Origin of the sequence: Turicimonas muris, from assembly GCF_002221595.1 — a bacterium.
Classification (GTDB): Bacteria; Pseudomonadota; Gammaproteobacteria; order Burkholderiales; family Burkholderiaceae_F; genus Turicimonas; species Turicimonas muris.
The window spans coordinates 315,192-341,791 of record NZ_NHMP01000001.1; the positions used below are offsets into that span (position 1 = coordinate 315,192).

19 protein-coding genes and 1 other RNA gene are annotated in these 26,600 nt (G+C 45.9%); 14 read left to right on the forward strand and 6 right to left on the reverse strand.

All coding sequences use genetic code 11. The annotated features are described in order from the left end of the window. The first annotated feature begins 346 nt into the window (after positions 1–346). From ADH67_RS01650 to ADH67_RS01670, 5 genes are all read left to right on the forward strand, one after another. Positions 347–1,102: a hypothetical protein gene (locus ADH67_RS01650; protein ID WP_066591032.1), complete on the forward strand. Its 756-nt coding sequence runs from the start codon at positions 347–349 to the stop codon at positions 1,100–1,102. A 91-nt stretch (positions 1,103–1,193) separates the two neighbouring features. Next, positions 1,194–1,454 carry a helix-turn-helix transcriptional regulator gene (locus ADH67_RS01655; protein ID WP_066591034.1) on the forward strand — a complete coding sequence of 87 codons (261 nt, stop codon included), beginning with the start codon at positions 1,194–1,196 and terminating at the stop codon, positions 1,452–1,454. Next, positions 1,447–3,954, forward strand: a complete 2,508-nt coding sequence (locus tag ADH67_RS01660) for a hypothetical protein (protein WP_066591036.1) — start codon at positions 1,447–1,449, stop codon at positions 3,952–3,954. Before ADH67_RS01655 ends, ADH67_RS01660 begins: the two co-directional genes overlap by 8 nt. A 6-nt stretch (positions 3,955–3,960) precedes the next feature. Continuing rightward, entirely contained in the window at positions 3,961–4,710 is a 750-nt protein-coding gene (locus ADH67_RS01665; RefSeq protein WP_066591038.1) for a hypothetical protein, read from the forward strand. A 36-nt stretch (positions 4,711–4,746) separates the two neighbouring features. Then, positions 4,747–5,382: a hypothetical protein gene (locus ADH67_RS01670; protein ID WP_066591041.1), complete on the forward strand. Its 636-nt coding sequence runs from the start codon at positions 4,747–4,749 to the stop codon at positions 5,380–5,382. Positions 5,383–5,773: 391 nt separating this feature from the next. Here ADH67_RS01670 and ADH67_RS01675 read toward each other — a convergent pair whose 3' ends face one another. The 6 genes from ADH67_RS01675 to ADH67_RS01705 form a co-directional block, all read right to left on the reverse strand. Then, on the reverse strand, positions 5,774–7,105 hold the full coding sequence (locus tag ADH67_RS01675; protein WP_066591043.1) for a tyrosine-type recombinase/integrase: 1,332 nt from the start codon (positions 7,103–7,105) through the stop codon (positions 5,774–5,776). A 189-nt stretch (positions 7,106–7,294) separates the two neighbouring features. Then, positions 7,295–7,660, reverse strand: a transfer-messenger RNA (tmRNA) gene (ssrA, locus tag ADH67_RS01680). Between the two features lie 51 nt (positions 7,661–7,711). After that, positions 7,712–13,147, reverse strand: a complete 5,436-nt coding sequence (locus ADH67_RS01685) for a DUF748 domain-containing protein (RefSeq protein ID WP_066591045.1) — start codon at positions 13,145–13,147, stop codon at positions 7,712–7,714. Between the two features lie 50 nt (positions 13,148–13,197). Beyond that, positions 13,198–13,848 (reverse strand): HAD-IA family hydrolase, encoded by a 651-nt coding sequence (locus ADH67_RS01690; protein WP_066591046.1) that lies wholly within the window; start codon positions 13,846–13,848, stop codon positions 13,198–13,200. A gap of 44 nt (positions 13,849–13,892) precedes the next feature. After that, positions 13,893–14,531: an OmpA family protein gene (locus tag ADH67_RS01695; protein ID WP_066591050.1), complete on the reverse strand. Its 639-nt coding sequence runs from the start codon at positions 14,529–14,531 to the stop codon at positions 13,893–13,895. 596 nt (positions 14,532–15,127) lie between these two features. Then, a complete protein-coding gene (locus tag ADH67_RS01705; RefSeq protein WP_066591055.1) occupies positions 15,128–15,415 on the reverse strand; it encodes a HigA family addiction module antitoxin in 288 nt (95 codons plus the stop codon). A 140-nt stretch (positions 15,416–15,555) separates the two neighbouring features. Here ADH67_RS01705 and gyrA point away from each other — a divergent pair, with 140 nt between their 5' ends. The 9 genes from gyrA to ADH67_RS01750 all read left to right on the forward strand — a co-directional run bounded on the left by gyrA (position 15,556) and on the right by ADH67_RS01750 (position 26,577). Continuing rightward, positions 15,556–18,285 carry a DNA gyrase subunit A gene (gene gyrA / locus ADH67_RS01710; protein WP_084081399.1) on the forward strand — a complete coding sequence of 910 codons (2,730 nt, stop codon included), beginning with the start codon at positions 15,556–15,558 and terminating at the stop codon, positions 18,283–18,285. Beyond that, positions 18,278–19,342 carry a 3-phosphoserine/phosphohydroxythreonine transaminase gene (gene serC / locus ADH67_RS01715; protein ID WP_066591057.1) on the forward strand — a complete coding sequence of 355 codons (1,065 nt, stop codon included), beginning with the start codon at positions 18,278–18,280 and terminating at the stop codon, positions 19,340–19,342. Before gyrA ends, serC begins: the two co-directional genes overlap by 8 nt. A gap of 9 nt (positions 19,343–19,351) precedes the next feature. Further along, positions 19,352–20,488: a prephenate dehydratase gene (gene pheA / locus ADH67_RS01720; RefSeq protein WP_066591059.1), complete on the forward strand. Its 1,137-nt coding sequence runs from the start codon at positions 19,352–19,354 to the stop codon at positions 20,486–20,488. Beyond that, positions 20,485–21,585: a histidinol-phosphate transaminase gene (gene hisC, locus ADH67_RS01725; protein WP_084081400.1), complete on the forward strand. Its 1,101-nt coding sequence runs from the start codon at positions 20,485–20,487 to the stop codon at positions 21,583–21,585. Before pheA ends, hisC begins: the two co-directional genes overlap by 4 nt. A 17-nt stretch (positions 21,586–21,602) precedes the next feature. After that, positions 21,603–22,508: a prephenate dehydrogenase gene (locus ADH67_RS01730; protein WP_066591061.1), complete on the forward strand. Its 906-nt coding sequence runs from the start codon at positions 21,603–21,605 to the stop codon at positions 22,506–22,508. After that, positions 22,486–23,775 (forward strand): 3-phosphoshikimate 1-carboxyvinyltransferase, encoded by a 1,290-nt coding sequence (gene aroA / locus ADH67_RS01735; protein ID WP_066591063.1) that lies wholly within the window; start codon positions 22,486–22,488, stop codon positions 23,773–23,775. The genes ADH67_RS01730 and aroA overlap by 23 nt, the downstream gene beginning before the upstream one ends. Positions 23,776–23,777: 2 nt before the next feature. Further along, positions 23,778–24,443: a (d)CMP kinase gene (cmk, locus tag ADH67_RS01740; protein ID WP_066591065.1), complete on the forward strand. Its 666-nt coding sequence runs from the start codon at positions 23,778–23,780 to the stop codon at positions 24,441–24,443. Between the two features lie 97 nt (positions 24,444–24,540). Next, on the forward strand, positions 24,541–26,238 hold the full coding sequence (rpsA, locus tag ADH67_RS01745; RefSeq protein ID WP_066591067.1) for a 30S ribosomal protein S1: 1,698 nt from the start codon (positions 24,541–24,543) through the stop codon (positions 26,236–26,238). A gap of 18 nt (positions 26,239–26,256) precedes the next feature. Further along, positions 26,257–26,577 (forward strand): integration host factor subunit beta, encoded by a 321-nt coding sequence (locus ADH67_RS01750; RefSeq protein ID WP_066595594.1) that lies wholly within the window; start codon positions 26,257–26,259, stop codon positions 26,575–26,577. Positions 26,578–26,600 lie beyond the last annotated feature (23 nt).

A 26,600-nucleotide genomic window follows, 5' to 3' on the forward strand; every position in this document is an offset into this window, starting at 1 on the left:
GACGGTAAATTTTTTTGCAGAGGAACCCAGAGCGCGTCTGGTCTCATCTGCAAAAATAGGTGTCAAACTCGGGTAGAGGATAGTCGCAGGTACATTTCGATTAAATCCAATCGAGATGAAAGCGCCCTTTATGAGGAATTTGATAAGAGAGTTCCGAGAGAAATCAGGGGTCTGTATGTAGTAGACGCTCTGAGATTCAAGGCGGTATTTGAGGCCAAAAAGATAAACGGACGCTCTAGACGTTTCTCACTCAAATTTCCCAATGAATGTACTTTGGGACTCGATAATGATGCAGAGGAATTGAAGAGAGTGCTTGTAGACAGTGGATTGGAATACAAGAAGGACAATGCCTGATCTTCTCTCTTTTCTCATTCAAAATTGTCTCCACGATCCAAGAGGAGACGCCAAAATAGATATTTCCTCAAAAGAGCTTGAAGAAAACTTTGAGCCGGCTCAGGTTACTTATCTAAAGGGACAGGGTTTATTAGAACCGGCGCCGGCTCCTGCTTTTTTGAGATGTTCTTACTGCGGCCGCTCTTGCACGGTAGATGTTATTAGAGATTCGGGAAGGTACATTCTATTTTGTGAAGATTACAGCTCTCCGCGAGAGTTAGAGAGCAAGGAAATAGAGAGGTGGAGATTATCTCTCTTAGGGCTTGGACGGTTCATTGCCGATAATCTCAGAAGTACTTTCGTAAATGCTCCTAACGAAAACGGAATAAAAATTTGCATATGCGGCGGCTATGAGTATCTTCTCGAAAAAGAAAAAACGAATTGGATATTGAGAATTGAATCAGCAAGGCTTTTGCTTCCTGACCTTTTCTTGTGGAAAGCCAAACGGTATCAAATCAACGAAAACAAGCTTAAACAGGCGTTGGAAGGACTTGTTGAATATAAAGTTCCCAAGATAAAATGGACGAAAGCGAGACTACAAGAACTGGTTGACCGAAAAACAGCACTACAGAGAAGTGGAGAGCGGGCCTTTCTTAAGGTCCTGTCTACTGAATACGGTATTTCTGTTACAGCAATTCAAAATGCTTTGAATAAAGCAAAAGAGAAAGGGATAAAACCTCAATTAGCTAACGCATTTAAAATATATTAAAAACAAATAGTTAATATACAACTTTACTTACAACTAGGTTGTACGCATCTAATTGACGTCATGTTCAACAGACTTCTAAAGGAGTCCAAACATGACTTTAAAGATATTAAGAGCTCCACAGGCTCAGCAAGTAACAGGGCTTCCTCGTTCAAGCTTCTATTCTCAGATCAATAAAGGCCTGCTTCCCCCATCGATTCAGCTTGGCCCCCGCAGTGTCGGATGGGTTGAAAGTGAAATCAATGCGGTCAATGCCGCCCGGATTCTGGGTAAAAACGACGAAGAAATCAAATCACTGGTCATGCGGTTAGTGAAAGAGCGTGTTCATTTGGCAGAAGGAGCGGCAAATGTCTAGTTCTGTCAATCCCCTTTCTCCTACCATTTTTTCTTCACAATCGATTGAGGTATCCAACCATGAATTTCTTGAAAGCATTTTTTTCAGCGCACCCGAACTTAATGGAACCGACTGTGCTCCTGTGTGCGTTTCTTTTAGCCGTTCTCCCGCAACTGCTCGTTCTGCTGATTGGTATGGCTTTGCTTGGAACAAGGTGAATGAGCCAAAGGATGTTAAGTGCAATTCGTACTTCTCTATCTCGGCTTTCCAGCCTGACGAAAACGGGGAGTACCGAAGAAAGAAAAGTCAGTTCGTCGGTCAATTCGTTGTCGCCTTTGACGATGTAGTCGCTCAAACGGTAGAGGGCAAAACCAAAGCTCAGATTCCGTGGAGCCAGATCAAGTTAGCTCCGTCATGGGTATTAGAGACTTCAAAAGGGAATTATCAAGTCGGATATATTTTGGATGAGCCGATTACTGACGTACGAACAGCGGACGCACTAAGCAAAGCGATTATTCGGAAAGGATTAAGTGACCCTGGCGCCGGCGGCCCGTCTACAAGGTTAATGCGTCTTCCCTATGCATCCAATACCAAAGCGGAACCGTCTTTCAGGTGTCAAATGAGACATTGGGCGCCTAAAACCAAATATAGCTTTAAGCAGTTTATGGACGCTTACGGCATCTCTCTGTCTGATGCTAAGAAAGCAAAAGCACCGCTGCCGGCCAAAGCAAAAACGGTGCACCTCGCTTATGACGGTAATGCAGTTTGGAAGCCAAAACCATCGATCAATATTGTAGTGGATTCTCTCGGGGAAAGAGGACTGATTAAGTCGGCGATAGAACAGGGAAAGTATGACATTACTTGTCCGTGGTGTGAAGAACACACCGATCAGGTTGATTCCGGCGCCTGCTATTGGGAGCCCGATGATGAACACCCTATCGGCTCATATAAGTGTCAGCACGCTCACTGTCAGAAAAAAAATATTTCCGACCTTTTAGAGTTTCTCGGAATTGAGGCGGAAGACGCATATATGAAGGATCGAATCTTTGTGAATCCGGGAGAAATAAATAGAATCGTGGAAGCCGGCGAAAGAATTCTTGCGCAAACCGGTTTGTTTTACCAAAGAGCCGGACGAGTAGTCACGATACATCAGCAGCAGGGAAGTCCGGTACTCAAGGAACTTAACATCCACGATCTTTCAATTGAGATGGCAAGGCTATCTCGTTGGCAGAGATACGACGGGAGAGTCAAGAAGAGTGTTCCGATTGACCCCTCTACTAAATGTCTGACAACCCTCCTTGAAAATCAAAAACATAGTTTTCTCGAAAGCATTGAGGGAATTACTCAACAACCGATTATTCGAAATGACGGCTCAGTCATTTTTGATACAGGCTATGACGAAGTAACAAAACTCTATGCTTGTTTTGACACAGAAAAATTCAAGGTAAAGGATAAGCCAATTTACACAGACGCACTGGAAGCAAAGAAGGAACTTGAAACTTTATTGGAGGAGTTCCAGTTTGAAGATGCTGTTGATGAATCAGCTGCACTCTGCGCAATGCTGACTGCTTCAATAAGGGCTCAGCTTCCGTATGCTCCGATGTTTTTAATAAAAGCTCATCAGCCGGGGACGGGAAAAGGAGTTTTGTCAGAGTTGATATCGTTATTTGCCACTTCTGCCAATCTTTCTCCGCTTCCTTTTCCAAAAGAATCAACAGAATGCGAAAAACTTTTGCTGGCGGAACTCCTTAAGGCGCCGGCCGTCCTGTTTTTCGACAATATTACGTCTGACTTGTATCCTCACAAGAGTCTCTGTTCTGCAATTACCTCTGAAACCCTGACCGGAAGAGTCTTGGGGGAATCAAGAACTGCAATGGTTGGAACTCGAACGCTTTTTCTTGCCAACGGCAATAATGTTGTTCCTGTCGGAGATATGACAAGGCGCACTATTCCGATTAATCTCGATGCAAGAGAAGAATTCCCTGCATCACGAGAGTTTAAGAATCCGGACTTAATTAACCAGTTAAAACAAAATAGACATCATTATGTCAGCTGTGCACTCACAATCATTTCGGCTTGGATCAAAGCAGGAAAACCAACTACGCAGTGCAAGACTTTGAATTCTTTTGCCCGATGGTCCGAACTATGCCGGCAGCCCTTGTTGTGGTTGGATATGGAAGATCCCGCAGGGAACGTTTTTTCGACAATGGCAGAAGACCCGGAAAGAGTTAATGCAGGAAGAGTCTTCAACGGCTTGGAGCGTGAATTCGGAGGGACCCCGTTCACAGTTAAAGATATTTTTCAGCGAGTTAATAGTTCTGTTGATTCAACAATCTTAAGAGAGCCACTTGAGGATGTAGGCTGTTTCGACGGCTATTCAATAAATCGCAGCCGCCTTGGTTGGTGGTTAAGGAAAAAAGTCGGCTGGACAGTTGATGGTATTCGATTAAATCTGGTCTCAGTAGATACTCACACCAAGCAACCTAAATATCAACTTTCTATCAACAAGCATCGGAAGTAAACAACTATGGAAAAGACATATCAACTAAGACGCTTAAACGCGGTTAAGCATGGCATTCTTTCTAAAGAAGCAGTCCTGCCGCATGAGTCCAGAGAAGAATTTGAAGACTTGTTGACTCAGTACGAAGCTGATTTTGTTCCTGCCAATGCTACCGAGAGAACTTTAGTAGAAGAGTTGGCAAGTATCGTATGGCGGAAGAAACGCCTTCTCAAGGCAGAAAACGCCAAAATTAACAACGGACTTTCAAACGTCTTGAATCTCTCTCAAAGGCTTTTAAATAGCTCGGTTCCCTTGTCTTTGCATATTGAGGATGAGAAAATCGAGGCAAGAGAATTTCTGAAGCTCTCAACAGAGGAGCTGGAAGAAAAACGTAAAGAGTTGGAAACCGAAGAGCAAAAGAGAAAGCAAGCAGAAGAAATTCTTTCGCAAGGCGGGAAAAACTGCACAAAAAGGGCGGCAGCGTGCCTCGGGGATTTTTTGCTTAATCTTTGGTATTCGGATGAATATGTTCAGCACGATAGGTACGGACTGACGGTGTTCCTATCAGGAAAAGCAAAAACGGCAATTGAAGAAATCCTGGTGGTTGCCAATCATGTCTCTGAAATCAAAGAACAGGCATTGGGAAATGCAATAAATCAAGTAAATTTTGATTCATTTGCCAGATATGAAGCTCATTTGGATCGTAAATATGAGCGGACACTGGCTATGCTTATCAAGTTAAAGAGTCTTTCCGGAAATACTCCTCCGACCCCGTAAACCAAGGCTTTGTGGTGTCTAAAGGAAAAATTGATTATGGAATTAACAAGAGATTTGGGAGAAAATCGGATGGGCGGATATGGAAGTGGTCGTGTCGGGGAGCGAGAACTGATTACAAATCTTCGCTTTTTAGATGTTCGCTGGATGAATAAGCACGGTTTATTGAAAAACAAAGGAGTTAAAACAATCAATTGGAGCCGTAATGGTAAACCATGGGGGAAAATGGAAATCCTGGTTGAAGCAGACAACATTCATCTGATTTACAAAGAAAGCCGCAATGACGGACCTTGGGAGGATAAGGACGTAGAAATCAAACTGCAGAAAACTCCGTGTCGTTATGGCGGCTTCCAGTATTGGTTTGAGTGTCCGGTCTGCCGGCACCGTGTCTGCTCGGTATACCTGTCTGATACTTGGTGTTGCAGGCACTGTGGACACTTAGCCTATCCATCAGAGAATGAGGATGAACTTGAGAGGTTACGCAGTAAGGCCCTTAAGCTCAAAGAAAAGCTGGGAAGCGAATACTGGATCAAGCCAAAGGGAATGCATCAGAAAACCTACGATCGTTTGAGAGAGACTCTTTTGGAGGCAGAAGTGAAAGCCGACGAAGCCTTTGATGAAAAAGTGAAGCGGTTAAATCAAAGGATAATGTCGTTTGGTAAAAACAACCCCTAGGGGCGGGTTAAAAGTAAAGAGGGAGTCACTCAAGACCGTGTGGCTCCTTAATTTTTTGTATGTGCAAAATTGAGATTTTCTAAAGGCAGAAAAAGTTGCGGGGTTTTCTACAAAAGCCCCATAATGTAACTCATTGAATTTAAAGAATACTGCGGGGCTTTGCGGGGAGTTGCGGGGCTTTTCCCGCAGGATTGGAAAAACTGTCAAAAAAACTGTTTTTATTATCAGTCACGATAAAAGTATCTTGACAGTTTTTTCATTTGGCTAAACAAAACCCTGCATCTCCCCGCAAGTGGATAAATTTTTCATTAAATCAAGGGGTTGTAATGCAGGGCTTTTAAAACCAAATCCCTGCAAAAACACAGAGAACTTGCCATTGCGGGAAGCGGGGCTATTTCTTCAATTGGCTGTAGCAGTACTTTCCCCAGCAATCCATGATGAAGCGTCGTTCTTTCTCTAATTTGGCACGGTCATAGGCTCCGTTATAAGCATCGTTCTTTGAATGCAGTAAACATAATTCGACAGCTTCCTGGTCAAATTTTCTATTATTGCCTAATTCATCGTCCTTTGCCCAAGTGCGGAATGTGGCCCGCGCGGTGCCGTGGACGGTGATAGTGCATGGACCTCCTGTCTTTTCTGTCTTGTGCGGATCTATCCAGCCGATACCGTCTTCAGCAAGCTTCTTTTCGTGAAGCCCTCGTAGAAACATATTGATTCCGCAGTCTGACAGATGAGAGCCCCTATTACTAGGGAAAACTAGTTCTGTATTGTTAAATCGAGGTAGATTTTTGAGTAGGTTCAAAGCTTGCTTAGAAAGGAAGATTGTTCGGTCCCTATTGGGTATTTTTATTTTGTCGTGTTCTATCGGGATTACCCAAATGCCTTTCTCCAATTCAAATTCATCCCAAAGGGCGAATCTAACCGCTTTAGAGCGGGTTGCAGTCAGAATAGAGAATTCACAAGCACGAGCAGAAATGGAGTTATAAGAATGAATCTCGGCCATTAGCTTAGGAATATCTTCAACAGGACATGAAGCATAATTTTGTCTTTCTTTCTTGTTCTTTTGTAAAGGTTCCAACAGGACGCCTAAGGTGCCGTCCATCTGCGCTGGATTTTCTTTGTCCTTCCTTTTTTTTAATGCGATAGCCCACTGAAAAATCTGTCGTAAATAAGTTTTCACTTTCTTAGCAGTGCTTGGCTTTGTTTGCCATATAGGTTCAAGGATTATCCTCACTATCTCGGGATTAATTTCTTCAATGTTTTTTTGTCCTATAAACGGATAGACGTTTCTTTCTAAGATTTGTATGGTGCACTTTGGTTCCCTGATATTATTAATCCAGTAGCCGTGACTTTCCCGATCTTCTATCCATTGCTTGGCAACATTCGAAAAAGTTAATTCTCGGCTTTCTTCCGCCTGTTTTTGATCTTCAATCGCTTTTTGTTTGTTTTTTCTCTCTTCTTTTCTTTCTCTGATCGGGTCTTTCCCAGAATCAATCTGCTGCCAAGTATCAAAAGCTTTTTTTCTGGCTTGAGCAAGGGAGAGTTGGGGATAGCAGCCAAGAGAGAAATCGTGGCGGCCATACTCATCGGAGTACCTTAAAAAAAATCGGCTTTGTGTGTCTGTCTTCTTAAAGTAAAGGCCTTTAACTCCTCCGACATTGTGCACTCCATTTTTTAAGTTTTTTAATTGTAATGCTGTTAATTCAGGAACCCTTTTAGGCATTGATCTGTCCTCTATTTATGATGGTCTTTTTGTATTTTACAACTTTGAACTCATAAAACCATCATAAAAACCATCACAAAAAGCAGGATTTAGTTAGATTTTCTTAGACAGTATTGGATAATAAAGCGTGACAACTACTTGATTTAAATAAAAATCCCAGTCATCTTTGGATGTCCTGGGAATTCAAATTGGTGGAGGCGGCGAGAATCGAACTCGCGTCCAGAAGTTATCAACAACAGCCTCTACGTGCGTGTCTAATTCATTTTAGTTCTCACTGTTATCTCTGCAAATTAGCGATGCCGGACAACAGCCAGTTGCTGAACTTCGCCAGCTTCGTCACAACTCCAAAACTGACTAGCTTTTATAGTATGTCGCTGCCGCTGCTTTCGCAGCCCGATCTAAAAGCGAACCGGTTGCAGCGTCTCGCCTAATTAAGCGGCGAGAGCGAAACGCTCATCGTTGGCGTTTAATTTTTCGTAAGTGGTTTAGCGAGGGACTCACACCTCGGCACGCGTCCAATCATCTCATGACCCCTGTCGAAACCAGGTCGCCCCCACGTGCTAATATTTCAGTATATTTCATGCGGGGGTATCTGTCAAGTTATTTTTATTGCTGGAGTTCGAGTTTAACGCCAGCAGTATTTCCGGCATTGTCAATGACATCACCGGCCACCACGAACAGACGGTCAGGTTTGATCTTTTCTTTGTTAATCAGATAATTTCTGACGGCTTCTGCTCTTCTTGTTGCTAATTCCTGCAGATCTTGCGTCGGTACTCTGATGTTCTGCATTAAGAAGTCCATCATTTCCTGAGGTTTATCTGTCTTCGGCTTATTCGGAGCATCACTTTCTTTGAAAAGATTCCTAATGGCTTGGTTCATTTGAACCGGCGTCAATTTCTTCGCATCCGTAGAACTTGTACTGTCACGGTAAATTGAGAAGATCATTTGTCTCATTAAGCGTTTTTCTTTGAGACCTTTTTCATCCAGAGCAGTATTGCCGATGCCGGTAATTTGAATCTTGATGCCTGGTCTTTCAGTCATGGCTTTGCCGACAACGGCAAGAGCTTTTTCAGTCTGATCGTTCAAACGGGCTGAGCCGGTTACGAAGGCAAGATTATTCAAATCAAGATTTTCTCCTCCGAACATCGAGCCGATAAGAGCAAACGGGGCCGTTACAGCTTTCGTAATTAAGTTGACGATTACCTTGACGATAATGCCGCCAACAGAGAATTCAGGATCATTCAACGAACCAGTGACCGGAAGGTTCAAATCAATTTGCCCGGATCTGTCCTGAAGCAGAGAGACAGCTAAGCCCACCGGCAAAGTTTCTTTTGCTTTCGGGCTGACGGCTCCGAATTCAAGTTTGTTAATTACGATGTTATTGGTGGATGTCAGTTCTCCATTGTCAATTTTATACGCCCCTTTGTATGTCACCTGGCCTTGTTTAATCGGATAGCCGGTAAATTCAACTGAGTAAGGCGAGAGGATCGGCATATTCAGAGAAGTGACCGAACCATCTAAGTTTAGAGATAACGATTTAGCAAACGGAGCAATGGAGCCTTTCGCACTCATCGGCGTTCCGTTAAGGTTACCGGTGACATCTAAATTAGCCGGTGTTCCTTTAGCAGTCGTAAAGTCTGTGAGACTTCCTTTAAGAGCTGATAAGTGAAGAGTGAATTCAGGTTCCATTGCGCTGTCTTTGTAGAAGACAGATCCATTGTTAATGGATATCTTGTCCAGGGTAATGCTGGGAAGTCCGGACGAAGTGCCTGAGGCTTTAGAATTGCTTGTCTTAATCGTCGCTTTTGCGGAAGACGCTGTTTTCACAGGAGCTTTGCTCTCTGACTTAACCAGAGTCTCGATATTGAATTTGCCCTTGGCACTCTTTGCAATATAGAAAGAAGGAGAAGATAAGGCAATGTTCTTAACGACAAGGGATAGCTTTGAGTCACTTGAGAAATTAATTCCCGTTACTTTTAGATCTTGCCACTTAGCAAAGGGTGTTCCTTGTGCATCCGTCAGGTTAATGGAAGTTGCTTCAGAATTTCCATTGAAAGTAATCTCTGGAGCTGATCCTCCTAATTTCACCGCAACATCACCTTGACTTGTCAATTGACCGTTGACGACGTGGGCATTTGTAAACTGCTTGATATAAGGAGTTAACTCAGCGAGATGGAGTCCTTTAACCGATTCCTTCAGGTTAAGTTTGAACGGAGATAGGTTGAAGGATCCGGATGCATTCAAGCTTCCGCCAAGAGCACCGAAAGATGCTGTAAAGGCTGAGGACGTGCCCGGCTGACTAGACAGTCCCGAAACCGTAGCTGCAAGGTTAGAAATGGTCTTGCTGAAGTTAACGGTCTGATCATTAAATTGGATCTGGCCGTTGGAGACCGTGGCTTTGCCAATATTCCAATAAACCGCAGGAGCGGGTTCGGCTTTAGCCGCAGTCTTAGGTGTAGCGGTTTGCGTAGTCGAGGATGCGCTCTTAGTCAGCTTGTCAAAATTAAACGTACCATCGGAGAATCTAATAACGTTCACAGATGGTCCTGCCAATGCGATATCTCCCAAAGCAACGGAAATATCCTTTCCGCTCTTCACGTCGATATTGCTGACATTCAAAGAATTCCATTTAGCGACCTGAGCATTGTTAGCATCAGCAACTGCCACGGAAGACGCCCCCGCGCTTCCTGTAAACGCAATGTTAGGCGTTGCCTGACTTAAATCAAGAGTAATCTTGCCTTGATTAGAAAGTTTGCCGTCATTAATCTTGGCCGCCACGAAGGGACTGATATACGGCATTACTTTAGGAATACTCAGATCTTTTGTGTTTTCTTCAATGTTGATTAGCAAAGGCGTGAGACCTACGTCACCTTTTGCTTCGATATTTCCATCAAGAACATTCAAATTAGCTTCAAAGTTAGCTTTGCTGCCTTTTTCTCCGTTAAGAGAAGAAATGGTTGCGTTGATATTAGAAAGGTTCTGTTGGAATTTAACCGTATTGTCAGTGAAGTTAACCGTTCCGTTTATAACTGCAATCTTATCGAAATTCCAATACCAACCGGGGGCGGCGGTTTCAGCAGTTTGAGCGTTTTCCTGTGGCTCAGAAGCTGGCTGCTCGGTTGCTTCAGCTGAGTTCAACGCAGGCTGATTGGAAGCCGATGGCGTTCCTGAGTCAGCAGGTTGTGCAGCGGGAACTGATTGTTCAACGTTTGTCTTGGCGACGGATTCTGCACCCTGTTGAATTCGCTGAGGAGCTGAGATGCTTTCTTCTGTTTTCTGAGTTGAGGTATCGGCCTGGCCTTCAGAAGGCAGCCCCGCAGGTTGAGCTGTCTGAGGAGCCGGGCTAGCAGCCTGAGTTTCCCCAGAAACCTTTGGTTCAGCTTCAGCGGTCTGTGTAGCTGGCTGCGAGGATGTATCCGGTTTATTGGCTTCCGACGCTGCAGGTGCAGTCGGAGAAGTTTCTACCTTTGACTTATCAGGTTCAAGTCCAGTTGGGGCCACCGCTGCAGGGTTAGATGTCTCAGCAACTTTTAACGGTTCTTCAGCGGCCGCAGGTTCAGCCTTGTCTGTTGTTTGAGCTGAGGCAGGACTCAACAGATAGTTAACTAGGTTCACAGCAGCAGAAGTGCTAGTCACGGATCCGGCTGATGCCTGAACCGATTCAATTCTGGCATATGAAGGAGCTGACTCAAGCTGAGAAAGCGGTGTGACCGTTTCTCTTATTTCTCCGGGCGGAATAAACGTTGCTCCGGGCACTACCGTTTCTTGTGCCGGCGTTGCTGCAGGTGTGTCCGGAGCCGGCTGAACTTGTGGCTGCGTTTGGACGGGGGTAGAGGTTCCCGGCAGAGCAGACTGCGGAATGTACTCAATTGTTTCTCTGATGACGTTGCTCTGAGGAGCGGGTGCCACAGATTCTGCTGCACTAACAACAGGCTGCGAAGGAGCTGTTTGCTTAGATGCAACTTTTGGAGCTGGTTTGGGTTCTTTCTTTGGAGAAGTCTTTACAGCAGGTTTTGGAGCCGATTTAATTGCTTTGTTTTGAACTGCAGAATTGTCGGCCTTTGCGGTGGCTTCTGCTTTTTGCATTGTCGGTTGGGTCGCTGTGACAGACTCAGTTGCAGCAGGTTCCTTAGCTGCCGGGATAGAAGTTCCCGTCTTCACAGGTTCAGCTGTTTTTGTGTCCTGCTTGCTTTCGGTCTTAGCTACACCATTGGAAGCCGGTTTTGGTTCCGTATCGGAAATAGCTTTTTGCTGTTCCTCAGAATTTGCTTTCTCAACAGCTTTGAAAATTGGTTCTGCTTTTTCTTGTGCTTCTAGCTTATTTTCACTAGCCGATTGAGTTTCACCAGATTCTTTACCAACATTAACCGAGGTTTCCTTCCTTTCGGCTTCAGAAGTTGGCTCAGTCTTAGGTTTGCTTTCTGGCTTAGCGTTATTGTCGGAAGCCGGTTGAGTTGTTAGATCAGAAGCTGGTGTTGCTTCGGCTTTTGTTGCTGGCTCTGCCTTCTCATTGACATTGGCAGGAACAGGAGGTGTTGCAGTTTCTGCAGTTTGTTTTGCTGTAGGAACATCAGCAGCTTTCATTGGGGCTTCGGCAACAGGTTTATCTCCCGGCTTAGCTTCCGCCTTGGTTGTATCTGCGGACTGTGTATCGGACTTATCTTGTGCAGTCTTTGTTTCTGACTTAGCAGCAGGTTCCGGTTTTTGTTCTGTTTCTTCCGAAGCTGCTTCAACCTTTTCTTTTTCTTGAACTTGAGTATCCGAAGTTAGTTTTGATGCTTCTGCTGTCTTTGCTGCAAGGGATGGTTCATTATTAGCGGTTGTCGCTGCAGGAGCTGCTGGTTCCTGTTTAGCTTGAGCCGTGACAGCTTCTTCAGCAGAAGCCTTGGATTCGAAATGATCTGTTTGAGCGGAAGCGGTTTCGTTGGATTCTTTTGCTGTTTCCTTGCTTGTGGAAGGTGTCCGATCTTGAGATTCAGACTTGACGGAACCGTCCTCCTTGATAATGTTCTGAGCCAAAATCGCGAGATTTAATCCGTCGGTATTTCTTGTCACTACAACATCCGGATCCGTAACCTTGATTTCTCCGAAATCGAGGCGTTGAGCAAAAAGCGCAAATTCTTTCAAGTTTGCGTCAATTCTCTTAACTTTCAAGACGTCGTACGGTTTATTAACATCGTCTTGAACGACGAGATTGTTGATTGTGATTTGACCTTTGAGCCGCAAGTGCTTAACTTCATGGATCTTGGCGTCTTCATTGGCAAAAGCTAAGTTAAGTTTGGCGTCTGCTGTGCCCCCAACGATATGTGCATTCAGCGGAACCGGGTTAAAGGAAGCGGCATTGGAAAGATTCAGCGACTTCAGTTCGAAATCAACACCGGTCTTCTTCGAAATCGAGAAAGGAAGACTCTTAGCATCGATGGATAAAGGTTCACCGTCAAATTTAAGAGACAATTTCGGAGTAATTGGGTTTTCTGCCTGAGTCTCGAAATTGGAAATTAAAGGGAGCGCAAATTGAAGATCTGTTATCTCGTCTACTTTTCCTCTGAATTTGTCGTCAAGTTTAACGCCGGAATTAATAATCTCGAAGTTATCAATACTGAACTTCTGAGTTTTTTTGTCTTTGTCTTCTTCCTTTGGTTCTTCGGGCTGATTAACAAATTTATCAATAATGTCCGAGAAATTAAAAGTTGCTAATCCGGTACGAACGATGTTGGCTTGAAGCTGGTTAACTTTAAAATGCTGAACCAGCGGAGCAAACTTGAAAAGTGAGCTCCATTTGAGCTTTGTATCGATTTCTTCGATGCGGAGAAGGGCGTCCGGGGTGCCTGATTTCTGAACATTGAGTCCTTTGACGTTCAAATGCAGAGTAAAAGGATTAAATTCCACCTTTTCTGTTGTGACCTCACGGTCAATCAAAGGATCAACGTATTTTTTGAGAGCCCAGTTAGTGCTTGCTGGAATGGCCCAGAAACCGCCGGCTACATAAACCAAAATTAAGCCGGCTGCTATACCCCCGGTAATATACAGTTTCTTGCCCATGACAACCCCTTATTATTTTTCTACCAAAAGATTGTCTTAAGTATGGCAAATTAGGGGATCTGAAAACGAATTAGCTCGCTCGGATTGCGCATGATTAAATCGGCTCCCCACTCTTCAATCGGATTGGTTTTTCCGAGATATCCCCATTGGGCGGCAATGCTAAAGCACTCAGCAGAGTTGGCTGCCGTAATATCGCGTTTATCGTCGCCGCAATAAATACCCTTGGTGATGTCTTTACCGACTTTTTCTGCCGCGTAAATCAAGGGCAGAGGAGAGGGTTTTCTTTCCGGAAGCGTGTCTCCGCACACGACCACATGAGGATGGATTCTCAATGCCTCGATAAGCGGATAAGTAAAACGTTCATGTTTGTTGGTAACCACACCCCAAACGATCGAATTATCGTCAAACCAGTTCAAAACTTCTTGCACTCCGGGGAAGAGGCCGCTGTGGTCAGCTAAATGATCCTGGTAGTAATCTAAAAACTCCTTGACTATCTCTTCATAATCCGGAGAGCCCGGATCCATGTCAAAGGCGGCTTTAATCAAACCTCTGGCTCCGCTGGAGGCGGTCACCTTGAGTTTATCGTAGGGGACGGGAGGGAGGCTTCTTACCAGGCGCAAATGATTGGCCGCTGCTGCAAGGTCAGGAGCAGAATCAACCAACGTACCGTCAAAGTCAAAAAGAAAGATTTCTGGAGTCATAAAAATAAAGGGACCCGGAGGTCCCTGTACGCATTAGTTATGCATTACTTTGCTGGACGTGTACCAACAACTTCGATAACAGCGCGGCGGTTAGGCTGCAAGCAGTTGATCAACTGTTGGAATGTCTTGATTTCGCCAGCCTTGGATGGGTTCGGGCAATCAACAACCGGATCAGCCTGACCTTTACCTTCAGCGTGGATGCGGGCAGCTGGAACACCGTTTTCAGCCAAGAAAGCCTTAACAGCGTTAGCACGGCGATCAGAGAGCTTCAAGTTGTAAGCAGCACCGCCGATACGGTCAGCATAGCCGTTGATCATAACAACGTCGAGGTTCAAACCAGCCATACGGCTTGTGAGTTCCTTGAGCATTGCCTTGCCTTCAGGTTTAAGAACAGCTTTGTCGAAAGCGAAGAGTGTGTCAGCAGAAAGGACAACTTTTTCAGCGCCGGCTTCACATTTGATGATGTCTGTATCGCAGTCGCAGTTCTGGCCGAGAGCGCCCTGAGCTTCAGCAAGAGCAGGTGTCCAGTAACCAGTGCGAACGCACAAACCGTAGGCTGTCTTCAATGTCTTGCCAGCGGCCTGAACGTAAGGATTTGCAGGCGCATCAGCTGAACAAACTACTCCGGAAGCAGCCATTGCGAGGGAAGCAATAAGCATTCCGATTTTTGTCTTTGTATTCATCATTTTCCTCTTTGATGCAGATAAAACAACATGATACGGCATTTTTATAGGGAACGGCCGTAATCAATATCGAGTGTACCAAACGGCGCACTAAATTAGCCGCCCATAGTATCTCACACTCACTATTTTGCCACGACATAGCGTTTCTTTCCGAGAGTCGCGCCTCCGTTCCGTGAATTTCGAAAATTACTGTTGTTTCTAAACAACAGTAAAATTTTCCATCCAAAACATCTTGTTTGTAATTGTGTACTAACGAAACATTTTGGATCTGCTTCGACCTCCAAAACGGGCAACGCTTGAGAAGCACCTATGCCGAAAACAAAAGAGTCAGCACTATTTTTGATGCCAACTAACGGAAACGGATTGTAACGCTTTTGGAAATTAAAAGTAGCAATTATGTTTGTTGGCAAATAGGAAGAAAAGTGATATTAGAGTCTTAATTCCTTGAATAGGAAGAAGATTCTTTCACAAAGAGCTGTTGTTGCGCCTAGTAAAGTTTTGCTTCCGAAAAACTGTTTCGAAAGTCCCTTTGCGAATAATTTCCACTTTATAAAAATGCTCGAATTGAAGGAATTCGATTCAATATTTGAAATCATTTAGGCGTCATAAGGCCGAATCTTTTCTATCTCTTCTTCCAATTTCTCTTTTGCTTTTTGAATGTCGTAGATCATTTGAGCTTGCAGCCAAAATGAGTCATCAAGCCGAAAGAATTTGGAAAGCCTTAAGCCTGTGTCTATAGAGATAGCTCTTTTGCCTTGAATAATCTCGCTGATTCTTGTCTGACTGATTTTTGTCTCTTTAGCCAGTCGGTAAGCCGTGATTTTGAGTGGTTCTAAGAAAGACTGCTTCAAAATAATTCCTGGGTGAACAATTCGACTATTCATAAATACTTACTCTTAACGATACTATCGTAAGACGATATTATAAAAATAAAATAATGCTATTTTTGAGCGATTTAAAGGCTTATCTAAATTAAAATCTACAGATTCACTATATCTGTATATAAGTTAGAAGGAATATTTAGATGGCCAAGTCACCTAAAGATAAAGACGATATCCGCGACATTCTCGAGACTCATTACGAGAAAGTAAATCTGACCGACGAGATGCAGACCTCGTATTTGGATTACGCCATGAGCGTGATCATGGGACGTGCTCTGCCGGATGTCAGAGACGGCTTAAAGCCGGTTCACCGCCGTGTGCTTTATGCCATGAGCGAGCTCGGCAATACTTACCGCAGTCCGTATAAAAAGTCAGCTCGTGTGGTCGGTGACGTCATCGGTAAATACCATCCTCACGGAGATGCAGCTGCGTACGAAACTATTGTCCGTATGGCTCAAGACTTCTCCATGCGCTACTGCACAGTCGACGGGCAAGGCAACTTCGGTTCGGTTGATGGTGACAGCCCGGCTGCTCAGCGTTATACCGAAGTCAGAATGACCCGCATCGCTTCCGATATGCTTGCGGGCATTGATCAAGAGACTGTTGACTTCGTGCCAAACTACGACGCCAGCGAAGTGGAGCCGACCGTTCTTCCGACCCGAGTGCCTACACTCTTGATTAACGGTTCTGCTGGTATTGCCGTTGGTATGGCCACCAACGTTCCTCCTCATAATATTGTTGAAGCCATTAATGCTTGTCTTTTAGTACTTGACCGTCCTGACTGTACCATCGATGAAATCATGGAATTGCTGCCGGCTCCTGACTTCCCGACAGGCGGCATCATTTACGGGTTAGGCGGCATCCGCGAGGCCTACAGAACCGGCCGTGGCAAAGCTATTATCCGTGCCAAGACGGAAATTGAAGAAATCGAAGGCACCGACAGAGAAGCCATCATCGTTAAAGAAATTCCGTATCAGGTTAATAAGAGTCAGATGTTGGAAAAAATCGCCCAGCTCGGTTCAGAAAAGAAGATTGAGGGCATTTCTTTCGTTCGTGATGAATCCGATAAAGACGGTATTCGTGGTGTTATCGAATTAAAGAGAGGCGCTAATACAGAAGTTGTCCTTAACAATCTGTACAAAATTACGGAATTGGAAAGCAGCTTCGGCATCAACTTAGTTGCCTTGGTCGACGGCCAACCTAAGCTTCTTAATATCAAAGAAATCATCGAGGCTTTCATCAACCACCGCTGGGAAGTTACGACCCGTGCGGCCTTGTTCCAGTTGAAGACGGCACGCTCCAAGATTTATCTCTTAGAAGGCCAGGCTGTTGCATTGGCAAACATTGATGAATTTATCGAGGTGATTAAGACAAGCGCTAACGGAGCCGAAGCCGAAGAACGATTGCTGTCTAGATCTTGGCCGTCTGCTTTGGTGGGAGAACTTATTTCCAGAACCAAACTCGAGCCGAAGTATTTCCGCCCGGAAGGCGAAGACTTAACCAAGGGGTTGCAGTCTGACGGCACATACTACTTAACCAGTGCGCAGGCCAAGAATATTCTGCAGTTAAGACTGCAGACTCTGACCGGCTTAGAACATGAACGCATCGAAAAAGATTACGCAGAATTGGCTGAAGAGATTCATCAATTGGTCACCTTGCTCAACAACCGCGATTTGATGCAGCAGAAGATTGCCGCTGATTTGCGTGAAGTTCAAGAAAGCTACGGAGATGCCCGCAGAAGCGAAATCGTTGCCGACGCCAAAGACTTCAAGACTAAAGATTTGATTCCGCTTCGCGAAATGGTCGTTACCATGACCGACACCGGCTATATCAAGAGTCAAGCTTCCGCCGAATACCGTGCTCAAAAAAGAGGCGGTCAGGGCAGAAAAGCTACCGAGGTTAAAGAAGGAGATATCATCAGCAAGCTCTTCGTTGCCACGACACACGATGTTCTTCTCTGCTTCACCGATAAGGGCAGAATGTTCTGGCTCAACGTTTGGGACTTGCCGGAAGGTTCTTCCAACTCCAAGGGCCGTCCTATCGTCAACCTTCTCGAACTTAACGACGAAAAAGTTTCCGTGGTTCTTCCGATTTCCGACGAGGACTTCCAAAAAGACTTGTATGTATTTATGGCAACAGCCAACGGTACAGTCAAGAAGACGCCGATCAGCGATTTCAAGAATCAGAGAAAGGCCGGCATTATCGCCGTCAACCTTGTTGAAGGCGACTATCTTATTGGGGCCGCTATCACCGACGGAGTTCATGATGTCATGCTGTTTAACGATGAAGGTAAGGCAGTGCGCTTTGCCGAAGAAGATGTCCGAAGCATGGGTAGAACCGCCACTGGCGTTCGCGGCATGAGATTGGAAGGGGACTCGAAGGTTATTGCCATGCTTGTTGCTCAAGAAGACGACGTAACTGTTTTGACTGTGACCGAAAACGGCTACGGCAAACGTACTCCTATCAATGACTACACCCGTCACGGCCGCGGAACTAAGGGGATGATTTCCATCCAAACCAGCGAAAGAAACGGTAAAGTCGTGTCCGCCTTGCTCGTCAACGACAATGATGAAATTATTCTGCTCAACTCTGCTGGCAAACTGGTCAGAACCAGAGTTAATGAAATCCGCGTGATGGGAAGAAACACTCAGGGTGTCCGCTTAATTTCCATGGATCAGGGCGTCACAGTTATCGGTGTAGAACGCGTCACGGAAAACGATGACGGCGCTGCTGAAGACGAAACTAAGCAGCTCGAAGCCGAAGCCGTTGCCGAAGAAAAAGAAAAGCAGGAAGAAATCCAGAAACGCGATGATGAGATCATTGCCGGTGAAATCATCGAAGAAATCGATGACGAGGAGAAAAAGGATGAATAGAGTTCTGAATTTTGCACCGGGGCCATCCCCGCTGCCTCTTGAAGTTTTGTTGGAAGTCCAAAAGGAACTTCCCGACTGGAACGGTACGGGCATTTCCGTTTTGGAGATGAGCCATCGGAGTAAAGATTTTATGGGTATTTATTATGAAACCGTAAAGAATCTGCGTGAACTCTACGGCATCTCTGATGAATACGAAGTTTTGTTTGTGCAGGGTGGAGGCCACATGGAATTTGCCATGGTTCCGCTGAATTTCAATTTCTACGGCACAGGCAACTATCTGGTCAACGGTGTTTGGTCTCAAAAGGCCTTCAAAGAAGCCGTTAAGCTCGGCAGTGCCGCTGAAGCTGCCCGCGTTGTCAACAGAGTGCCCAGACAAGATGAAATCGCGATGTCAGAAGAAGCAGGCTATCTTTATTACTGCTCCAACGAAACCGTCAACGGCATTCAATATCATTATGTGCCGCAGTCCGAGGCTATTTTAGTAAGCGACATGTCTAGCGACTTTTTGTCCAAGCCCGTCGATATTTCCAAGTACGGATTGATTTATGCCGGTGCACAAAAGAATTTCGGTCCGGCAGGTCTCACCGTAGTCATAGTTAAGAAAGATTTGTTGGGCAACTGTTCACCGACAACGCCCTCCATGCTGGATTACCTAACCTATGCTAATTCGGAGTCGATGTACAACACGCCGCCGACATTTGCAATTTATGTTTCCTGTTTGGTTTCCAGATGGCTTTTAGATCAGGGAGGCGTCCAAGAAATGCAGCGCCGCTCCGTTGTTAAGAGTTCCATGCTCTATGATGTGATCGATGGTTCGGCCGGTTTCTACACCAATAAAGTCGAAAAAGACAGCCGCTCTTTGATGAATGTAGTGTTTAATTTGGCTGATGAATCTCTCAATGATGAATTCCTCGCTAAGGCCAGAGAAAGAAACATCGTTAACATCAAAGGACACCGCATTGTCGGAGGCATGAGGGCTTCCTTGTACAACGCCGTGACGATTGAAGCGACTGAGAAATTGGCCGAGTTTATGAAAGATTTCAAGGCTTCTCACTAAGAGGTTCCAATGTCTCAAGAATCTCAATCTACTGATAAAGAAATCCAGCCCCTGAGGGAAGAAATCAATCAGATTGACGCTCGGATCGTTGAACTGCTGGATAAAAGAGCAAAGAACGCCAGAAAGATTGGAGAAATTAAGGGCAAAACCGACTCTCCCGTCTACCGTCCCGAGCGTGAAAATGAAGTCATTCTGATGGCTGTAAACCACAGTGATGGGACACTCAAGCCCGAAGGAATCTCCAGCATCTTCAAGGAGATTATGAGTGCATGCCGTTCTTTAGAAAAAAAGACGACCGTTGCTTTTTTGGGCCCTCGCGGAACTTTCAGCGAGATGGCGATGTTTAAGCAGTTCGGCCGTTCCATTCAAGGGATTGCCTGCGACCAGATTGAAGAAGTTTTCCGCGCAGTTGAAGCCGGTACCTCGCAGTTCGGCATCGTACCGATGGAAAACTCTACGGAAGGTTCGGTAAACCGTACCCTTGATGCTCTGCTGAGGACCAGCTTGTCAATTATCTCCGAAGTATCCGTCCCGGTTCATCATAACCTGCTGACAAAGTCCGGCACGCTCGAAGGCATCACCAGAATTTATTCTCATCCGCAGTCTTTAGGCCAATGCGTCGGATGGCTTAACAGCAATGTTCCAGATTTGCCGAGAATGTCTGCCTCAAGCAACGGAGAGGCTGCTAAAAAGGCATCGGAAGATCCGACCATTGCGGCCATTGCCGGTGAAACCGCAGCTGAAGCTTTTGGGTTGAAACCGGTCTTTGAACATATTCAGGACGATGCCGGCAACCGTACACGTTTTGTGGTATTGGCAAAGCAAGGAACCGAGCCTTCCAAGGCTCCGGTCAAAGACAAAACTTCGTTGATTATTTCCGTTCCTCATAAGGCCGGTGCGATTTACCATGCTTTAAAGCCACTTGATTATCACAATGTCTCGATGACCAAGTTCGAGAGCCGTCCGGCACGAAGCGGTACCTGGGAGTACTACTTCTATATTGATATTGAAGGACATTGCAAATCCCCGGACATCATCCGCGCCTTGGATGATTTGAAAGACGAATGCGCATTTTTTAAAAATTTAGGGTCTTATCCCATTGAACAGGATTTCGGACCGAAACACAATACCGGAGCAAAACTGTGACCACTATTGCAACTTCTACTCCTGCATGGGTTCAAGCTTTAGACAAGTATGTTGCCAGTAAGCCGATTGAAGAATTAGCTGCTGATTTAGGGCTTGAGCCAAAAGAAATCATCATGCTTGTGGCCAATGAAAATCCTTATGGGATGTCTCAAAAGGTCAAAGATAAGATTGCTCACGCCGCATTGAACTTAAACCGCTATCCGGATGCCGACTCCTGCTATCTGCAGAAAGCTTTGTCCAAGAAATACGGTCTGCCGCAAGACTGGTTTGTGGTTACCAGCGGTTCGAGCGAACTATTGGGTTTAACTGCTCAAACTGTTTTATCTGAAGGAAAGAATGCGATTATTCCGCAATACAGCTTTTCCTTGTATCCGATGGTTGCTAAACTTTGCGGGGCTGAGATCAGAGAGGTTCCGGCAACAAGTGATTACAATGCCGACTTGCAGAGAATTCTTGAACAAATCGACGAAAACACTCGATTAATCTTCCTAACTAACCCCAACAATCCGACGGGTACATATCTGTCTGAAAAAGAAATCATCGATTTCTTAGAAAAAGTTCCCTCTAATGTCGTCGTGCTCTTTGACGAAGCCTATGTTGAATTCTTGGAAAAAGAACTCCAGCCGGATTCATTGGAAATCGTTAAACGCTTCCCGAACGTGATTATTGCCAGAACCTTCTCTAAGGCTTATGGTCTGGCCGGCTGCCGCGTCGGTTACGGCATTGCTCAGCCGGAGTTGCTTGAGCTTATTAACCGTGTACGCCATCCGTTCAACGTGAACGATTTGTCTCAGCTTGCAGCTATCGCAGCCCTAGAAGATCAGGAGTTCTTGGAAACAACGCTGAAAAACAATAGAGAAGGAATTGCACAGCTTGCTAAAGCTTTTGATGAATTGGGACTCTCCTACATGGGACTTCATTCCAATTTCATCACGGTCAAAGTCGGAGACGGGGCTAAGATTGTGGGAGAGCTTCTAAAGAAGGGCATTATTGTCCGCAAGATGAACTCTTACGATTTGCCTGAATGGATCCGAGTAACAGTCGGGACCAAAGAGCAAAACGAAAGATTTTTAGAAGAGTTGAAAGAGCTTCTGTAAGCAAGGAATCGTAAAGAATGACAAAAATGGCAGTTATCGGCTTCGGTCTGATTGGCGGCTCAATGGCATTGAGCTGGAAGCAGGCCCGGTTGGTCGATGAAGTTATCGCTTGCGGACACCGGGAGGAAAGTCTGAAGCTGGCTAAGGAAATGGGAGCGGCCGACAGCTGGACCACTTCCATTCCGGAAGCCGTAAAAGACGCAGATATTGTTGTCGTGGCCGTGCCGGTCCAAGCGATGGAAAAGGTATTTTCTGATTTAGCAGACTATCTCAAGCCGGACGCAGTCGTCACCGATGTCGGTTCAACTCGCATGACGGTTATTGAGGCGGCCAGAAAAGGACTCAAAGAGAAGTTCTGCCAATATGCGCCGGGCCATCCTATTGCCGGCGGAGAACTGCCCGGCGTTGCTTACGCCACGAAGGATTTATTCAACGACAAGTGGGTCATTTCTACGCCGACCGATGAAATGGATCCGGAGAAGGTTAAATTTATTGAAGATGCATGGACCAAAGCGGGCGCAAAGATCAAAGTGATGTCGCCCGAACTTCACGATGCTATCTTCGCTTCGGTCAGCCATTTGCCGCACGTTCTTGCCTACGCATTGGTAGATATGATTAGCAAAGAAAAATATGCGAAAGAAAAGCTCGGTATGGCCGGGGCCGGATTCCGTGACTTCACCAGAATCGCTGCCAGTTCTCCGGCGATGTGGCGTGATATTTGCCTGAGCAACCGCACGGCGATATCCAAAGAGCTGAAGCGCTATAGACAAGGGCTTGAAGAACTTCAAGAAGCCATTGAAAACTCAGATGCGCAAAAGCTGGAAGCCTGCTTTGAAAACGCCATGAAGAACCGCAGAGGACTTGTGTTTTCTGCCAGTAAACAAGATCTAGGAAAAGACGATGGAAGAAGTAAGAGTCATTAAACCCATTAAGAAAGTCGGGGGTACGGTGAGTCTTCCCGGCTCAAAAAGCATTTCTAATCGTGCTCTTCTTTTAGCGGCACTGTCCAGAGGAACAACGCATTTAAAGAATCTGCTGGTTGCGGAAGACACCGACATGATGATCGGCGCGCTCAAAGAATTGGGAGTCAAGCTTGAGCAACACGGCGATGAAGTCATCGTTCAAGGCTGCGAGGGAAATTTTCCTGTTAAAAGGGCCGATTTGTTCTTAGGCAATTCCGGAACTTCTATGCGACCACTGGCTTCTGCCTTGGCATTTTCCGGCGGCGAGTACGTTTTAGACGGAGTTCAAAGAATGCGTGAAAGACCGATGGGACACTTGGTCGAAGCACTGAACTCCATCGGCGCCCAAATCGTTTGTCTGGGAGAACAAGGCTTTCCGCCGTTAAAGATTTATCCGAGCACACGAATTACGAGCGATGTAGTGCACGTTAAAGGAAACGTTTCCAGTCAGTTTGCCTCAGGACTTTTAATGGCCGCTCCGCTCGTGGCTCCCTCCCAAGGTCTCAATATCATCATTGACGGAGAGCTGGTCAGCTCTCCCTATGTCTCCTTGACATGCAAACTGATGGCTCGTTTCGGCGTTATCGTTTCAATCGACGTAGAAACCTATGTTGTTCCCTCTCATCCTTATATTTCTCCGGGTGAGATGATGGTAGAGGCAGATGCTTCGAGTGCATCCTACTTTCTTGCTTTAGGAGCTCTAGTCGGTCCGCTGACCGTCAAAGGCGTGGGTCGGGACAGTCTGCAGGGGGATGCGGCTTTTGTTGAGTATTTAGCAAAAACCGGTGCTTCGGTTATCCGGGGAGAAAACTGGATTAAGACAGCTCCTTCCATCTATGGTCCGAAGCTTCAAGGAATTGATGAAGATTTTCGGCAGATTCCGGATGCCGCGATGACAATTGCTGCTATCGCACCGATGTGCGAGGGTCCGACAACGTTGCGAGGTATCGCCAGCTGGCGCGTTAAAGAAACCGATCGTATTGAAGCGATGGCAAAAGAGCTGAGAAAGGTGGGATGTCAAATAACTTCCGGCTCAGACTGGCTGAGGATTGTGCCCCCTGAAAAACTGCAGGGCGCTACATTTGATACGTATAAAGATCACCGCATGGCGATGTGCATGTCTTTGATTGCAGCCGGAGGTGTTGAAGTAGAGATTCGCGATCCGGGCTGCGTAGCCAAGACATTCCCGGATTATTTTGAAAGACTGGCTTCGGTCATTAAGGAGTAAGCATGGAGCAGAACATTCCGATTATTACGATTGACGGACCGGTCGCTTCGGGCAAGGGCAGTGTCTCTGCCGGTGTTGCTAAAGTTTTAGGATTTAACGTTCTCGACAGCGGCTCACTTTATCGCTTGACGGCTTATGCGGCGTTACAGCAGCAGAAACCTCTGGAGGATGAAGAGCAGATTAAACAGACGGCTGTCAATTTGAAAGCGGTTTTCAAAGGCGGAAAGATTTTGCTCGAAGGGGAAGATGTCACCGATGCCATCCGTCAGGAAGAAGTGGGTTTGGCCGCAAGCAAAGTGGCAGTGCACCCCAAGGTGAGAAAAGCATTATTCAAGCTTCAGAGAGAATACGCGCAGGCTCCGGGGCTGGTGGCTGATGGCCGGGACATGGGAAGCGTGGTCTTTCCGGAAGCGACATTGAAAATTTTCCTCACAGCTTCTGCCGAAGCTAGAGCAAAAAGACGTTATAACCAGTTGAAAGAGAAAGGAATTCATAGTAACATTGCTGACCTTGTGAAGGATTTGAAAGAGCGGGACGAGCGTGATTTGAAGCGTTCGGTAGCTCCTTTAGTTCCCGCACCCGGTGCGAAGATCCTTGATTCATCGGACTTGACGCTGGAAGAAACGATTAACCAGGTTCTGGAGTGGTACCGCGGAACCGAGGCTTAAGCCTTAGAAGTGTGCCCCTGTATTTCGCGTTGGAATATGGGAATCTAACTAACCCGTTTTAAAGAACTTGTCTCTTTAAAACAACTTATTTATTTACATGACAGATAAACAAAACCAACCCGTAAAAGAATCCTTTGCCGATCTTTTTGAACAGAGCCTTGCTAAACAAGAAATGAAACAAGGCGAAGTCATCACTGCTGAAGTTGTTCGTGTTGACTATAACTTTGTTGTTGTTAACGCAGGCTTGAAGAGCGAATCCTTCATTCCTATCGAAGAGTTCAAAAACGATCGCGGTGAAGTTGACGTTCAACCGGGTGACTTCGTTTCCGTTGCTATCGAAAGTCTTGAAAACGGCTACGGCGACACAATTCTTTCCCGTGACAAAGCCAAGAGACTTGCTGCTTGGATGAATCTTGAAAAAGCTCTTGAATCCGGCGAACTAGTCACTGGTACAGTTACCGGCAAGGTCAAAGGCGGCTTGACTGTTATGACAAACGGCATCCGTGCTTTCCTTCCAGGTTCCTTGGTTGACACACGTCCGGTTAAGGACACTACTCCTTACGAAGGTCAGACACTGGAATTCAAGGTAATTAAACTTGACCGCAAGCGCAACAACGTTGTTGTCAGCCGCCGTGCCGTTGTTGAAGCCAACATGGGCGAAGAAAGAGCCAGACTTCTTGAAAACCTTCAGGAAGGTGCAGTTGTTAAGGGTATCGTCAAGAACATTACCGACTACGGTGCATTCGTTGACCTCGGCGGTATCGACGGTCTTCTTCACATCACCGACTTGGCCTGGAGACGCGTACGTCATCCGAGCGAAGTTCTTGAACAAGGTCAGGAAATCACAGCCAAGGTTCTTAAGTTCGATCAGGACAAGAACCGTGTTTCCCTCGGCATCAAACAGCTTGGTGAAGATCCATGGCTCGGTATTGCACGCCGCTACCCACAGAACACACGTTTGTTCGGTAAAGTTACCAACATCACTGAATACGGTGCTTTCGTTGAAATCGAAACAGGCATCGAAGGTCTTGTCCACGTTTCCGAAATGGATTGGACAAACAAGAATGTTGATCCGAAGAAAGTTGTTCAGCTCGGCGACGAAGTTGAAGTCATGGTTCTCGAAATCGACGAAGAACGCCGTCGTATTTCCCTTGGCATGAAACAGTGCAAACCAAATCCATGGGAAGAATTCGCAGCTTCTCACCAGAAGGGCGACAAAGTCAGCGGCCAGATCAAGTCCATCACTGACTTCGGTGTATTCATCGGCTTGCCAGGCGGCATCGACGGTTTGGTTCACCTCTCTGACCTTTCTTGGACAGAACCAGGCGAAGAAGCCAAGCGCAACTACAAGAAGGGCGACGAACTCGAAGCTACAGTTCTCTCCATCGACGTAGAACGCGAACGTATCTCTCTCGGCGTCAAGCAGATGACAGGCGACCCGTTCTCCAACTACACATCCACTCATGAAAAGGGTGCTGTTGTAACAGGTAAGGTTAAATCTGTTGATGCAAGAGGTGCAGTTATCGATCTCGGCAACGAAGCTGAAGGTTATCTCCGCGCCAGCGAAATCTCTCCGGACAGAGTTGAAGACGCCAGAAACGTTTTGAAGGAAGGCGACGAAGTTACAGCTGCCATCACCAACATTGACCGCAAGGCACGTACAATCCAGCTTTCCATCAAGGCTAAGGATCAGGCTGAAACTCGCGAAGCAATGGAAAAGATGACTGCTGACGCACAGTCCGGCACCACAAATCTCGGCGCTTTGTTGAAAGCAAAATTGGACCAATCCAAGTAAGAGGCACCTCACGTGGCAATGACTAAATCTGAATTGATAGCATTGCTTGCAGAGGATCCGCTTCTTGTCCAGGATCGCATGTCAGCAAAGGAAGTTGATGAAGCTGTAAATAAGATCATTAACGTGATGGCAGCGACCCTGGCGGAAGGGAACAGGATTGAGATTCGCGGATTTGGGAGCTTTGCTTTAAATTACAGACCTCCAAGAAAGGGACGTAACCCAAAAACCGGCGCCTCAGTTGAAGTTCCGGCCAAATATGCCCCTCACTTCAAAGCAGGCAAAGAGATGCGTGAAAGAGTAGATTCTGACGCTTGTAAATCTATTCCGTTATCTCAATAACTTTGCGATAAAAACACAAAAAC